19 protein-coding genes and 1 other annotated feature are annotated in these 14,129 nt (G+C 39.3%); of the genes, 8 read left to right on the forward strand and 11 right to left on the reverse strand.

Annotated features, from left to right (window positions below; all coding sequences use genetic code 11):
• Window position 1 precedes the first annotated feature (1 nt).
• From qoxB to qoxD, 3 genes are read left to right on the forward strand one after another with little or no spacing between them, the layout of a single operon-like run.
• On the forward strand, window positions 2–1,951 hold the full coding sequence (gene qoxB, locus BAZO_RS09945) for a cytochrome aa3 quinol oxidase subunit I (protein ID WP_003331326.1): 1,950 nt from the start codon (window positions 2–4) through the stop codon (window positions 1,949–1,951).
• The gene (gene qoxC, locus BAZO_RS09950) at window positions 1,951–2,547 is read left to right on the forward strand and encodes a cytochrome aa3 quinol oxidase subunit III (RefSeq protein ID WP_003331327.1); all 597 of its coding nucleotides are present in this window, start codon (window positions 1,951–1,953) and stop codon (window positions 2,545–2,547) included. The genes qoxB and qoxC overlap by 1 nt, the downstream gene beginning before the upstream one ends.
• 2 nt (window positions 2,548–2,549) lie before the next feature.
• Window positions 2,550–2,843, forward strand: a complete 294-nt coding sequence (qoxD, locus tag BAZO_RS09955) for a cytochrome aa3 quinol oxidase subunit IV (protein ID WP_003331328.1) — start codon at window positions 2,550–2,552, stop codon at window positions 2,841–2,843.
• 42 nt (window positions 2,844–2,885) lie between these two features.
• Here the strand turns inward: qoxD and BAZO_RS22410 are convergent, their stop codons facing one another.
• The 10 genes from BAZO_RS22410 to BAZO_RS10000 all read right to left on the reverse strand — a co-directional run bounded on the left by BAZO_RS22410 (window position 2,886) and on the right by BAZO_RS10000 (window position 10,792).
• Window positions 2,886–3,023 (reverse strand): hypothetical protein, encoded by a 138-nt coding sequence (locus tag BAZO_RS22410; protein WP_157382112.1) that lies wholly within the window; start codon window positions 3,021–3,023, stop codon window positions 2,886–2,888.
• A gap of 69 nt (window positions 3,024–3,092) precedes the next feature.
• Window positions 3,093–3,230, reverse strand: a complete 138-nt coding sequence (locus tag BAZO_RS23010) for a hypothetical protein (RefSeq protein ID WP_235786722.1) — start codon at window positions 3,228–3,230, stop codon at window positions 3,093–3,095.
• A 174-nt stretch (window positions 3,231–3,404) separates the two neighbouring features.
• Window positions 3,405–4,082, reverse strand: coding sequence for a phosphoribosylanthranilate isomerase (locus BAZO_RS09965; protein ID WP_003331330.1), 678 nt, complete (start codon window positions 4,080–4,082; stop codon window positions 3,405–3,407).
• A 6-nt stretch (window positions 4,083–4,088) separates the two neighbouring features.
• Window positions 4,089–4,784 (reverse strand): indole-3-glycerol-phosphate synthase, encoded by a 696-nt coding sequence (locus BAZO_RS09970; RefSeq protein ID WP_003331331.1) that lies wholly within the window; start codon window positions 4,782–4,784, stop codon window positions 4,089–4,091.
• A 1-nt stretch (window position 4,785) separates the two neighbouring features.
• A complete protein-coding gene (gene trpD / locus BAZO_RS09975) occupies window positions 4,786–5,817 on the reverse strand; it encodes an anthranilate phosphoribosyltransferase (protein ID WP_003331332.1) in 1,032 nt (343 codons plus the stop codon).
• Window positions 5,818–5,977: 160 nt separating this feature from the next.
• Complete coding sequence (gene trpA / locus BAZO_RS09980; protein WP_003331333.1) at window positions 5,978–6,748, reverse strand: tryptophan synthase subunit alpha; 771 nt, start codon at window positions 6,746–6,748, stop codon at window positions 5,978–5,980.
• Window positions 6,741–7,925, reverse strand: coding sequence for a tryptophan synthase subunit beta (gene trpB / locus BAZO_RS09985; RefSeq protein WP_003331334.1), 1,185 nt, complete (start codon window positions 7,923–7,925; stop codon window positions 6,741–6,743). The genes trpA and trpB overlap by 8 nt, the downstream gene beginning before the upstream one ends.
• Window positions 7,926–7,979: 54 nt before the next feature.
• Window positions 7,980–8,222 (reverse strand) — a binding site (T-box leader).
• Window positions 8,223–8,344: 122 nt separating this feature from the next.
• Window positions 8,345–9,535, reverse strand: coding sequence for a MalY/PatB family protein (locus tag BAZO_RS09990; protein WP_003331335.1), 1,191 nt, complete (start codon window positions 9,533–9,535; stop codon window positions 8,345–8,347).
• Window positions 9,536–9,622: 87 nt separating this feature from the next.
• Complete coding sequence (locus BAZO_RS09995) at window positions 9,623–10,291, reverse strand: hypothetical protein (RefSeq protein ID WP_003331336.1); 669 nt, start codon at window positions 10,289–10,291, stop codon at window positions 9,623–9,625.
• A 27-nt stretch (window positions 10,292–10,318) separates the two neighbouring features.
• Complete coding sequence (locus BAZO_RS10000) at window positions 10,319–10,792, reverse strand: Hsp20/alpha crystallin family protein (protein WP_003331337.1); 474 nt, start codon at window positions 10,790–10,792, stop codon at window positions 10,319–10,321.
• Between the two features lie 138 nt (window positions 10,793–10,930).
• Here BAZO_RS10000 and BAZO_RS10005 point away from each other — a divergent pair, with 138 nt between their 5' ends.
• The 5 genes from BAZO_RS10005 (at window position 10,931) to BAZO_RS10025 (ending at window position 12,712) form a co-directional block, all read left to right on the forward strand.
• Window positions 10,931–11,158 carry a hypothetical protein gene (locus BAZO_RS10005; RefSeq protein WP_003331338.1) on the forward strand — a complete coding sequence of 76 codons (228 nt, stop codon included), beginning with the start codon at window positions 10,931–10,933 and terminating at the stop codon, window positions 11,156–11,158.
• Between the two features lie 21 nt (window positions 11,159–11,179).
• Complete coding sequence (locus BAZO_RS10010; RefSeq protein WP_003331339.1) at window positions 11,180–11,437, forward strand: hypothetical protein; 258 nt, start codon at window positions 11,180–11,182, stop codon at window positions 11,435–11,437.
• Between the two features lie 13 nt (window positions 11,438–11,450).
• A complete protein-coding gene (locus tag BAZO_RS10015) occupies window positions 11,451–11,681 on the forward strand; it encodes a hypothetical protein (RefSeq protein WP_003331340.1) in 231 nt (76 codons plus the stop codon).
• A gap of 28 nt (window positions 11,682–11,709) precedes the next feature.
• Complete coding sequence (locus tag BAZO_RS10020; protein WP_003331342.1) at window positions 11,710–11,946, forward strand: spore germination protein; 237 nt, start codon at window positions 11,710–11,712, stop codon at window positions 11,944–11,946.
• A gap of 157 nt (window positions 11,947–12,103) precedes the next feature.
• Window positions 12,104–12,712, forward strand: coding sequence for a transglutaminase-like domain-containing protein (locus BAZO_RS10025; protein WP_003331343.1), 609 nt, complete (start codon window positions 12,104–12,106; stop codon window positions 12,710–12,712).
• A gap of 117 nt (window positions 12,713–12,829) precedes the next feature.
• Here the strand turns inward: BAZO_RS10025 and BAZO_RS10030 are convergent, their stop codons facing one another.
• Complete coding sequence (locus tag BAZO_RS10030; protein ID WP_003331344.1) at window positions 12,830–13,600, reverse strand: SIMPL domain-containing protein; 771 nt, start codon at window positions 13,598–13,600, stop codon at window positions 12,830–12,832.
• Window positions 13,601–14,129 lie beyond the last annotated feature (529 nt).

Raw genomic sequence — 14,129 nt, forward strand, 5'->3', positions numbered from 1 at the left:
GATGGAATTCTTTAAACAATTTGCCGTACCACATCCCAGTCTTCCTATTTATGCTTCCATGGTAGCAATCGGTCTAACAGTTGTCGCCATCATTGCTGGCTTAACCTACTTTAAAAAATGGGGTTACTTATGGCGTGAATGGTTAACAACCGTTGACCATAAAAAGATCGGGATTATGTACTTACTTTCAGCGATACTTATGCTTTTCCGCGGTGGCGTGGACGCAGTTATGATGCGTGCGCAGCTTGCCGTTCCAGATAATACACTGTTAGACGCACAGCATTATAATGAGATTTTTACAACTCACGGTGTTGTTATGATTATCTTTATGGCGATGCCATTTATTATGGCGCTAATGAACTTCGTTGTACCATTACAAATTGGTGCCCGGGACGTTGCATTCCCGCGCTTAAATGCCTTAAGCTTCTGGTTATTTTTCATGGGCGCTATGTTATTTAATATTTCCTTCGTAGTCGGTGGTTCACCTGACGCCGGTTGGACAGCCTATTTCCCGCTTGTAGGTCCTGAATTAGCTCCAAATGTGGGTAACAACTATTATATGGTTGCCATTCAGATTGCAGGTCTGGGAACGTTAATGACAGGTATTAACTTCATTACGACCATTTTAAAAATGAGAGCACCAGGGATGACATTAAGTAAAATCCCAATGTTCACTTGGTCTGCTTTAACAGCAAACATTATTATCGTTTTTGCATTCCCGCCATTTACTGTTGCACTTGCAATGGGGGCGATGGATCGCCTATTCGGCACACATTTCTTCTCGACGACAAATGGTGGTATGGACATGCTTTGGGCCAACCTATTCTGGGTATGGGGTCATCCTGAGGTTTATATTTTAATTTTGCCGGCATTCGGTATTTTTAGTGAAGTGATTTCAACTTTTTCAAGGAAAAATCTATATGGTTATAAATCAATGGTTGCTTCTATGGTAATCATCTCATTGATTTCATTCTTTGTTTGGGCCCACCACTTTTTCACAATGGGTATGGGGCCATTGGCAAACAGTATTTTCTCAATCACAACAATGGCGATTGCCGTTCCAACCGGGGTTAAGATCTTTAACTGGTTGTTTACCCTTTACAAAGGAAAAATTGAGTTTACAACTCCGATGCTTTATGCCCTTATGTTCATTCCGCTATTTACAATCGGTGGGGTGACAGGAGTAATGTTGGCAATGTCAGCAGCAGACTATCAATACCATAATACAATGTTCCTAGTTGCACACTTCCATAACGTTATTATTCCTGGTGTTGTGTTTGCGATGCTTGCTGGTCTAACTTACTATTGGCCAAAAATGTTTGGTTATATGTTAAATGAAAAAATCGGGAAATGGACAGTATGGCTTCTATCAATCGGATTTTTATTAGCCTTTATGCCAATGTATATTACTGGTTTAGATGGTCAAGTACGCCGTGCCTATACCTACTCTGAAGCAACTGGATTTGGTCCATTAAACATGGTTTCATTCGTTGGTGCCGGTATTATGGCAATCGGTTTTGCGTTAATTTGCTATAACCTATATTACAGCTACCGTTATGCTTCAAGAGATGTCGGTATAGACCCATGGGATGCACGTACCCTTGAATGGGCTACCCATAACCCAGTACCAGCCTATAACTTTGCGATCATTCCACAGGTTAACTCTTACCAAGCTGTTTGGGATGCAAAGAAAAATGGTCATGTATTATTTAAAGAAGAAAAATACGAAAAGATTCATATGCCGAATAATACTGGTATTCCATTCATTATGGGCTGCATCTTCTTTGTTTGGGGCTTTTCAATGATATTCAGCCTGTGGATCCCAGTTATTGTTTCAACGATCGGAATCTTTGTATGTATGGCCTACAATTCATTTAAGGAAGATCATGGCTATTACATTTCAGCTGAAGAGGTTAAAGAAACCGAAAAAGAATTGCGAGGTGTTAGTTAATGAAAGTCGATCATGCACTGCCTCTTGAGTATAGTACACATCAAAATCAGTTAAATATTTTGGGATTTTGGATTTTCCTTGGTGCGGAAATTATGCTTTTTGCAACGCTGTTTGCTTCCTATTTTACATTAGTAGATCGTGTAGGCAGCGGCCCAAGTGGAGCGGAAATTTTCGAAATTACACCTGTCTTAATTGAAACGATTGTTCTATTAACTAGTAGTTTTACAATCGGGCTCGGTGTCCACGCGATCAGACTTGGTTACAAAAAGGCTGTAATGGCATTCTTCGGAATTACGTTGCTTCTTGGACTTGTCTTTCTCGGTGTTGAAATCTATGAATTCATTCACTATGTCCATATCGGGGCAGGGATCCAAACAAGTGCCTTTACAGCGATCCTTTTAACAACTTTAGGAACGCACGGTGCACACGTTACCTTTGGCTTATTCTGGGGACTATTCATTTTGCTACAGGTGAAAAAGCGCGGATTAACACCTGAAACAGCCAATAAATCATTTATTTTCTCGCTATACTGGCATTTCTTAGATGTAGTCTGGATCTTTATTTTCAGCTTCGTCTACTTGAAAGGAATGATGTAATAATGAATAACGTAAGAGAACTATTCCCAGCTAAGCAAGTGATGGGCTTTGCCTTTTCAATAGTGCTGACAGCCGTTGCCTTATTAGTATATTTCCTTGATATGTCCTTTACGGCTGGTATGACAGTATTGCTTCTTACAGCATTCGTACAGGCTGGACTGCAGCTAGTCGTGTTCATGCATGCCGGTGAATCAAAGGACAAAGGGGCCATTTATACGAATATTTTCTACTCCGCTGTCATTGGCCTTGTTACAGTATTCGGAACATTGCTTTGTATGATTTGGGGTATCATTTAAAAAAGAAAAACGGAGCGCTTTTTGTTGACGCTCCGTTTTTTTCTACATATTCCACTCGTCCCAGTAAATATTGATATACTCAATTCGTCTTGTTTGATTTTCGAGCACGGTATCATTTTTGATTTCTTCACAACTATTGTTTATTACGTTACCTAGTTTTTCAGAATCATGCTTATCCATTTTAGCAGCTCCTTCTTTTAGTGGGTCTTTGCTTATTTTATTCCATTTAGTTTTTTTTAAGCGTGGTTTTTATTTAATTCGCCTCAATGGTTTATTATCCGTAACCCTGTCACCCTTATATCTTTTTTCGAGCATTTCTTCTGTTGCAATAAAAAACATTCCAATAATAAAAATAAAAATAGCTCCAATAATAGTTCCAATCCCCATAGCAGCTAACTCACTGTAACCGCTTGCAATATACCCGCTAATTAATAAAATAATTCCAATTAAAAGAATAGTGATGCTAACGAAGTTGACAGTGTCGAATACTTTTTTTCTTCCAGCTACGATAAAAATCCCCTCACTTTCTTTGGGACACAGGGTCGGGTTCTGTGTCCCTCATTATACCAATTGGCAGCTTCCCATAAATAGTGAGATTTTCTGCGGATCCTTCCGACCGGGCCTTTCTTCGACACCAGTTAAGACATCAACCGCAAAAGGATGCACTCCACGAATAAGTGATACAATATTCGTTGGATTAAGACCGCCAGCTAAAATGACCGGCAACGAACTTTCTTTTTGTATGGTTTGAAACGCGGACAAGTTGACCATCACACCGGTTCCACCGGGCATTGATTCTGTATAGGAATCTACTAAAATGGCGGAGATGCTCGTTTTACAAAGCTCTCTTGTCGCCTCGACTGGGTCCTTTATTTCAAAGTCACAGTTGCCATTCCCATCGATTCGCAAAGCTTTGATCGTCTTAATCCCTTTTGATTGTAACTGGCCGACTATTTCCGTTATGTCTTCGAGCTTTTCTTTATAATGAAGTTGAACTACATTAGGAACAGTTTTATTAACGATATCTAAAACCTTTTCGACTGAACCACCTGTCACTACACATGTGCTAACAAAAGGTGGAACTTGTTTAATAAGCTCTCTTGCCTCATCTGTTGTCAAGTTCCAAGGAACAGGAATTGGATATTCTACAACAAAGCCAATCATGTGGACTCCCGCTTTTACACATAAGTTTACATCCTCTTGATTCATTAAACCGCAAAATTTAACCCTCGTATTCATAGCGCTTTACCCCCTAGGCACGCTTAGCGCCTTATACATAGCTACTGGGTCCTTTGCCTTGAGGATCGCTGTCCCAACCAGTACAGCATGAGCACCGGCCGCAATAGCACGTACTACATCTTCTCTAGACATGATGGAACTTTCACTCAATACTAAGGCATTTTGAGATACAGATTGCGCTAATTTCTCAGTTGTATTTACAGTACCGTTATCCATTTCCCACTCTAGTATATTACGATTATTGATCCCCAAAAATGACAGTTGAAATTCTTTAACATCATTAATCTCCTCTTCATTATGGGTCTCTACTAAAGGCTCTAAACCGAGGGAAATGGCTCCATCTATAAGTTTACGAAGCTGATCTTTTTCTAAAATGGATGAAATCAATAATACCCCGCTTGCACCAGATTGGGCAGTTTCCTTGAGCTGCTCGCGTGTTTTAATAAAATCCTTACGCAAAATAGGTACAGGTACGGCTTCAGCAATTTGTCGCAGTAGCTCTACAGAACCGCCATAATGCTCTGATTCCGTGACAACAGAGATTACCGGAGCCCCGGCTTCTGCTAAGCTTTTGGCATATGCAACCGGATTTCTTCCAGCCAATAAATCTCCTTCTCCAGGTGATTTACATTTTATATCAGGGATAACAGGGATGATCCCAGAATTATATTTTTGCCAAAGAGGCGTAGTACATTTAGTCATTTTACATCCTCACTTTATAATCATTAGAGGCAGTAATAAGGTCATTTAGTTTTTGCTGAGCTGCTCCACTATCAATCAGTTCATTTGCAAGTTTAATTCCTTCTACAAAAGAATCTGCTTTATCACCGATCATTAATGCTCCTGCCGCATTCAAGACAACAGCCTGTCGACGTGGTCCTTTATCTTTTCCAGAGAATACATTTCTGATCATGTTTGCATTTTCTTCCGGTGTACCTGTTGCAATTTCTTCAAGAGTACAACGTGACATTCCAAAATCCTCTGGAGTGATTTCATAGGTTGTTATTTTGCCATTATTTAATTCTTGAATTCTTGTTTTCCCTAAAAGCGAAATCTCATCTAGACCATCTAGTCCGTGAACAAATAAGGCACGTTTATACCCTAGTGAGAGAGCCACTTGGGACACTGTATCCAATAACTCCGGACGGTACACTCCAAGAACATGCTTCGTAGCCTTGGCAGGATTAATTAGCGGACCAATGATTGTATAGAAGATCGTCTTTATGCCAAGATCCTTTTCCGGGGGCAAAACTTTACCCATTACCGGGTGATAAAGTGGTGCATATAGGAAGGATATACCTACATCCTCAATAAGCTTTTCAACTGCTTTCGTACTTAAATTAATCTCGACATTCAAGGCTTCCAATACATCTGCACTACCCGATAGACTTGAAATTGAACGGCTGCCGTGCTTCGCTACTTGGATGCCCGCTGCTGCCGCTACAAAGGCAACGGAAGTAGAAATATTAAATGTGCTTAGTCCACCACCGGTGCCGCATGTATCCATGAACTCTTCATTAACATTAGGTCTTATTGGAATACAATTGTCCCGCATTGCTTGAGCAATAGCTGAAATTTCTGTTAAAGTAGGTCCTTTCATTAGCAATGCAACTTGGAATCCGGCAATTTGAACATCACTTAACTCATCATTTTTGATCGCTACTATTAAACTATAAGCCTCCTCCGCCGTCAGATCTTTTCTTTCCGTTAATTTTTGCAACACGTTTTTTATCATCTCAGGTCTCTCCTCATCTCATATTTGGTTTTTTAAACCCTCTGCTCTACTTAATGGGTCACAGGGTCGGGTTCTACGTCCCGCCCATGAACCGGGACACGGGGTCGGGAACTGTGGCACAAAATTTCCGCGTCCCGCCCGCCCATTTTCTTTTTCCACATTAACTAATTGCTTTTTTCATTTCACGGACATAATCAACAACATGTGGTACGCAATCCGTGCCGTGTTGTGCTACGATTCTCACAATCGCACTTCCGACAATAACTCCATCAGAAAACTTCGCCATTTTTTCAGCTTGTTCAGGAGTAGAAATTCCAAAACCGATCGCACAAGGAATGTCCTTAACCTCTTTAACAATCTTGATCATATTCTCAACTTCATTGCCAATTTCCTTACGTACACCGGTAACTCCCATTGATGAGACGCAATAAATGAAGCCCTCTGCCTCGGAAGCGATCATCCTGATTCGGTCGTTGGAGGTTGGAGCAATCATTGAAATTAATGTAACCCCATACTGTGAACAATAAGGAAGAAGCTCTCCTTTTTCTTCGAATGGTAAATCTGGCACAATTACAGCACAGACCCCAGCCTCTTGGCAATTTTTCATAAACCTTTCGACACCATATGTGAATATTGGGTTTACATATGTCATAAATGCGACTGGTACTGCACTTACTTCACGAATACGTTTCATCATTGCGAAGATTTTATCCGTTGTAGCCCCTGCTGAAAGTGCACGGATATCTGCTTCCTGGATAACAGGACCTTCAGCTATTGGATCTGAAAAAGGGATGCCAAGCTCAATTAAATCAGCACCAGCCTTCGCCATTTCAAGCACCAATTGCTCTGTGATCTCCATTGTTGGATCACCTGCTGTAATAAACGGAATAAATGCTTTACCGTTAAAAAAAACCTCTTGTAGCTTATTCATAAATCTGCACTCCTTTATAACGTGCTATAGCAGCAACGTCTTTATCTCCTCTTCCTGATAAACAGATCACCATAATCTGATCTGGGCTCATTGTCGGAGCTAATTTTTTCGCGTAAGCAACAGCATGGGCACTTTCAATTGCCGGAATAATACCTTCGGTACGTGAAAGATATTCAAACGCCTCAACAGCCTCATCATCTGTAACCGGTACGTATTCTGCTCTTCCCATATCATGCAAGTTAGCATGCTCAGGGCCAATTCCTGGATAATCAAGCCCCGCTGAAATAGAATGAACCGGAGCAATTTGACCGTATTCATCTTGACAGAAGTAAGACTTCATACCGTGAAAAATTCCTAGAGTACCAGTTGCAATGGTTGCTGCTGTTTTTGCCGTATGAACACCATGGCCTGCAGCTTCACAACCGATTAGACGGACACTTGAATCATCAATAAATTCATAGAATGTTCCGATCGCATTGCTACCTCCGCCAACACAAGCAAGTACCGCGTCAGGCAGTCGTCCTTCTGTTTCCTGTATTTGCTGTTTAATTTCACGGCTGATCACAGCTTGGAAATCACGGACGATTGTTGGGAATGGGTGCGGCCCCATCACAGAACCAAGTACATAGTGAGTATCATGAACACGGTTTGTCCATTCCCGCATCGTTTCATTGACAGCATCCTTTAGTGTTTGTGTCCCGCTTGTAACAGCGTGAACTTTAGCACCAAGAAGCTCCATCCGATAAACGTTAAGAGCCTGGCGGTCCGTGTCCTCCTTCCCCATGAAAATCTCACATTCTAGTCCCATAAGGGCGGCTGCAGTTGCCGTGGCAACACCGTGCTGACCTGCACCAGTTTCAGCGATCACACGTGTTTTCCCCATTCGTTTTGCAAGCAGAACCTGACCAAGTACATTGTTGATTTTATGAGAACCGGTATGATTTAAGTCCTCTCTTTTTAGATAAATTTTGGCCCCACCAAGATCATTTGTCATTTTTTCAGCAAAATATAATAGCGACGGACGCCCTGCGTATTTATTTAGCAAGTTAGTAAGTTCCTCGGTAAATTCAGGATCATTTTTATAGTGATTGTATGCTTTTTCAAGTTCAATCACAGCATTCATCAATGTTTCCGGAATATACTGTCCTCCGTGAATTCCAAATCTTCCTTTTGTCATTTTTAACTCGCTCTCCTTAAAAAAAAATAAAAAAAGCCTTCATCCCTTAATAAATAAAGGGACAAAAGCTCTTAACTTCTGCGGTACCACCCAATTTGACGATAAACGTCCACTCCTACTGTATACAATCATATACATCCCATTGTAACGGTCGGGTTCCGTAAACGCCTACTTTCAGGTGATTTCAGGCTTCCCTCACAAGTCCATTCAGAATATTCCTTGCAACCACCTTTTCACCAACCGGCGGCTCTCTAAGTACACGTCATTATTCCTACTACTCTTGTTCACAGGTTTAATAATATTAAGAATATTTTAACACTTGGTTCGACTGTTGTCTACCACTTTCTTTTGGAACCGGGACGCAGGGTCGGGTTCTGTGGCTCGTTTGGACCGCAGCACCCGACCCCATGGCTCACAAATTACTTTAGATCCTCAAATTCTTTTGCGATTCTTTCAAATGCTTCTTTGATGATTGGTCTTGGTGATGGGAGACAAATGCGTTGATACACTAGTCCTTCCTCTCCAAACATACTCCCATCTTCAAGGATTACATTGGCTTTGTTATAAATACGGTCATGAACCTCTTCAGGTGAAATGCCATATCCGCTAAAATCCAACCACATGAGATAGGTCCCTTCAGGGATTCGGGTCTTCACTTTCGGCATTCTTTCCGCCAAGAAATTCACAACCCATTCCATTGTCCCATCTATATATTCTTTCAGTTGCTCCAACCACTCTTCACCCTCGTTATAAACGGCAATTAAAGCTGAGATTGTGAATGGCGAAGCTAAATGCATTCCCAATTCCTTTATAAATTTTGTACGAAGATTTGAGTTTGAAATGATAACATTTGTACAATGCAATCCTGCTACATTAAATGTTTTGTTGATCGCTGTAAAAGTAATAATATGATCAGTGCTCTCGGCTACCTTCGCGATAGGCAAAAAAGTTTGATTTATTCTTACTAAATCCCCATGGATTTCATCCGCAATGATGATAACCCCATTTTCCGAACAAATATCGGATAATTTTTGAAGCTCCTCCGCACCGAAAACTCTGCCAGTTGGATTATGAGGGTTACATAAAATGAATAATTTTGTATTTTCTTCTTTTGCTTTCGCTTCAAAATCTGCAAAATCAATGGAATAATGGCCATTCTCGTCACAGATTAAAGCGTTATTTCTAACGTTTCTACCATTGCTTTCAATCGCACGGGTAAATGGTGGATATACTGGCCGTTGAATAATAATTCCATCACCCGGTTCAGTAAAGGCTCTGACAGCGATATTTACTGCATGAACGGTTCCTGGACTATAAATAATTTCCTCCGTTTTGATATCCCAATTATGTCTTTTTTTAAACCAATGCTGAATCGCTTCGTAATATTCATTTGGAAAAACAGAATAGCCAAATATTCGATGATCAACCGTTTTATGCAATGCCTCAATTAGAGGCTGAGGTACCGGCAAATCCATATCAGCCGTAAATAACGGCAATGTCTCTTCATCATATCTGCTTGTAAGACCCATTTTTTTAATAAACTCGCCGCCATCCCATTTCATCGAATATGTATTTCGCCGATTGACAATTTCATCAAAATTATATTTCATACTTATCATTCTCCCCTGACGTTAAAATTTTCTTTTACTACTAAAAGAATAACCTAGATTATTCTTTTAATGAAATTTCGAACTCTCCTAGTCCTCTTCAATAAGGATGTCTGTGAATGGTATATCGTCATCTTTACCTTCATCCGATGGTTCAGGGCTCGTTTGGGAAAAATCGTCTTCCACCTTCGTTACATCTTTTTCAGCCTTCAACTTTTCCATTTGTTCTTTTGCCTCTTTGCCAATACCCTTTGGAATACCGACACTCCCGTACGTTGCCCCGATATTCAAGACCCCGCTCAACTCTTTAATACCGAGATTAGCAAAATTGTTATTTTGTTCATACTTGTCTAAGTATAGCTTATCTATATATAAGCAGCCAAAATTAGGTTCCTTCTCCACCATTTCTGCATTCGCTTCTTCCTTTTCATGGATTAAGGCCCCATACTTTTCCGTAAGCTCGTCTACTTGTTTTATAAGGTTAGCTTGTACTTCCTGAGCCTTTACATAGTCATCTTCCATAGCATTAAGCCGCGTATTCAGGGCTACTATTTGTTCTTGAAGCCTTTTTTCTCTTTCAACATGGAAAGCTAATTTCTCAGTGATAATCTCATCCACAATCAATCGTAAATCTTCATTTCTAAATAACGAAAGCTGAGCCTTCTTTTCGAAATCCAACAATTTTTTGATATGAAACTCGAGAGCATTGATTCTCATAATCTGTTTTCCTAACTCAGTTTTATTATCGTTAAAAGGCATATTAAATCCCCTTATTTCCATTCATTTTTATTCAATTGGAACATGTTCCTCGTGTATAAATTGCCGTTTATACGACACTATCAGAAGTCCATTATTAAATTTTGCTTTTATTTGATTGGGATAAGCAGGTTCAGGTAGTTGGATGACTCTCTCAAATTCACCATGGAATCGTTCCTGCTGAACTAACTCCCCTGGGATCACCCGGTTGTTGAATCCTTTAATCAATAGCCTTGTACCGGATACAGACAATTGAATCTCTTCTTTCATATAGCCGGCGATATCTAAGATCAAGATAACTTCCCCATCAGTAACATAGATATCTGTTGGTGGAAAATTACTTTGTTGCGTTATATCCCCTGCCTGAGTCGTTTCTGTCCGCGCAAAATCATTATTTTTCATGAATTCATCAAAAGAGGACTGATCAAATATCTCGCTCCAGAAATTACTTGATTGATATTTTTTCGCTAACTCCATCCATTGTAAAAACTTATCCATATCCATTGGACTTTAGTCCTCCCTTCCTTTGTCATCATATTTATGTTTATTCATAAATTGTTGGAAAAAGCATTAAAATTCAAATATAGGCATATCTTTAAATACACCGGGATGCGAAAAAACGGGAAGGAAGGAGAAAAAGCCATGTTCTTTTTACCAACCAACATTAATATCCAAACTCTTAAACTCAATAATGTTGACCACTTAGCCTCAGTATCTTTTAGTTCCACAATAAAACAGAATAGAAATGTAAATGCCAAGAAAAGCCAAGGATTTGGCCAACAATTAGCAGATGGTGTAAAAAGGGTGTCTTCCGTAACTTATGTAATCGATGATGAGCCGATCGATTCGATTTCAATTAAAAGAAAATAATGTACCGTTAGGAGGGTGACAATGGTCGTTGGTCCTGTACCTTATATCAATATAAATATTAATATTATTAAAGTGAATTCCTTTGAAAATGCATCAGCTATTAATGTTGGGCAAAACCTGTTAGCAGAATGGCATAATTCTGACAAAAAGAATATGGGCTTGGGACAAAATATGGGAGACGGCAGCAATTTCTTTGGAACTAGAAGCTTTGTTGATGATCGCGACCAGCTTGATTCTAATTCCAGTTTTGAAGCGGCAAATTTGCCGCCTACCCTTTAAGGAGTGAAGCAAAGTGTTTGCACCGGTTGCACTCAATCTTCTTGGAATTAAGGTCAATGCCATTGATAATGGAGCTGTAATCAATATTGGACCTAGTCAACATTTGGATCAATTTGTTTCGTATAAGCGGAACCAGGGCATTGGAGAAATGAACGGAGATTTATGCAATTACGCTTTTTCCCAGTCTTGGGTATCGGATATGGATTGGATTGACAATCCATCCTCCAAATCCGGTTTCTTTTAACTTTCATAATTAAGTTAGGAGTGGTGACATGGTATTTTTCTCGCCAATGGCCATTAATGTCCTCGGGTTTAAAATTAATACAATTGACAATGGAGCGGTCGCTAATATGGGGCCCTTTCAATTGATTGACCAATTAGTAACCTATAAAAGAAATCAAGCGTTTGGAGAAGTAAATGGAGATTTATCCCCTATTACCTTCCCTAACTCTGCTGTTTTTGATCCAGATGCAAGTGATAGTAATGCTATTAAAAACAGCGTTGTCTAACATAAAAAAACACCCTTACTTCACCACGTTGGCGGAAGTTAGGGTGTTTTTTATTTCATTTTATAGATTTAAACATGCCGATCTTTAACCTTTATCACAGATATATAGTAATCCTCCAATTAAAATTAGCTTAAAGTTAAAATTAGGGGGGATTTTTTTGCAGTTGAAAATTAGGAATGAAAATTTACAAGCGTATTTAGAAGAAACAGACGTTATCAATTTCAGCCATCCTGCCATACAGGAGAAGATACAGGAATTCCAAAAATCAGGAAAAACTAAATTTGAGTCAGCACAGTTAGCTTTCAATTTTGTACGAGATGAAATAAAACACTCTTTTGATCTTGAAGATAGTAAAGTTATTACAATTACCTCTTCAGACGCTTTAAATAAACTGGAAGGGATTTGTTTTGCAAAGGCACATTTGCTTGCTGCGTTTTTAAGAGGAATGAACATTCCTACTGGTTTTTGCTATCAACGGGTCACTAGAAAAGGAACCCCGGAATCCGGCTATGCCTTGCACGGCTTAAATGCAGTTTATTTTGAAGAAATGGATAAGTGGTTCCGTGTAGACCCGCGCGGAAACAAGCCTGGAGTATCTTCCGAATTCAGCATCACTCCCGAAAAGCTTGCTTATCCGATCAGAACTGAAATGGATGAAATCGATTATCCACATGTTTTTAGTGAGCCTTTAGTCGAAGTTATTTCAGGAATGAAGCAGTCTAATGATTGTAAAGAGTTATTTATTAACCGTCCTGAGTCTATCTAATTATCAATTTTTTGGCCCTGCCTCCCACACTGTTTCACTTTAATACAATGGGAGGCAGCACTTATTAATGCACTTTTTCATTCTCCAAAAAAAGTTGTGAAAGAGCCCAACTATTCACTAATATTCATAAACAATATTTATATTTGCACGTATTTCCATTTCTCCACCCGAAATTGGAGTGGATTCAATAGTATCAAAAGAAGTTCCACCTAACGATGCCTTTTGAAGGCCTGCATAATTAATCGGAGACGGAATATAGGATCCGGCTTCAGTAATCATTGAAGGAATAGATAATTTTATTCCATACATACTTGCAATATTTTCTGCTTTGATTTTTCCATCGTTCACAGCACCTTTTAGTGCCTCCAAGTACTTCTCCGTTTTTTTGGCTTCACTTAATCCAAAAGCGATATTATTGACCTCATTAACCCCCTCTTTTACAGTCATATCAATGATATTTCCTATTTTTTGAAAATCATTAATTGTCACTTTGATGTTATTTGTAACCTCATACCCTAAAAGTTTTTGTTCTCTTTTTGTTTCTACATTTATCCATTCATATCTTGGCTGAATACGGTAATCGACTGTACGAATATCCTTATCTTGAATACCCATTTTTTTCAATTGATCCATCACTTTGTTCATATTTTCTGTATTAATCTCTTGTGCTTTTTTTGCATCAACATCAAGTGTGTTAACAGCTATATCAATATAAGCTATATCAGGAGCTACTTTTACGGTATATGCACCGCTTACACTGATTGTCCTTTTTGTAAAATTCCCTTCATTTGCATAAGCGGTATTGCTCTCCGAAAATGCGTAAGAAGCAAAAGTTAAAAAGGATACGAATAAAAAAAGCACTGTTTTCTTAATTTTGTGTTTCATCATGGATCGTCCTCCCTTTGCAATTTTTTTGCCAAATCAATTAAAAAAGGCTCTGCTTCTTCTAGCATAGCCACGGATGATTGCACAATTAAATACTTAACCTTATTATACCAATTAACTCCATACTTAAATGTGAAAGTTATGTGCTTTTTAGGGAATTTTCTGTTGTAATTCCTGACTATCGACAAGTGACAGCATGCACTTGCGTTGATTATTCTCTTCACTTGAACAACGATGTTTTATATGAAGCTTTCTTGTTTCCCTATATCACGATGGGAGGCTAATGTGCATTAGATTTCAATTGGAATGTTTATGATTGGGAAAATGGGAATCAAAGAGGGCGTATGATTCCCAGAATCTAAGGAAGATCGGGAAAACAGGAATCAAAGCATGTATATGATTCCTAGAGTCTTGGTAGAATAGAGAAAACGGGAATCACAGAACGCAAATGGGGAGCAATTATTCTACTCTCTTTAAAAAATGCGGCCATGTTAAGGGCGGTGCTCACCTATCCTGTCCGCAAAAATGAAAA

It is taken from the genome of Schinkia azotoformans LMG 9581, assembly GCF_000307855.1.
In the GTDB taxonomy this organism is placed as follows: domain Bacteria; phylum Bacillota; class Bacilli; order Bacillales; family Bacillaceae_J; genus Schinkia; species Schinkia azotoformans.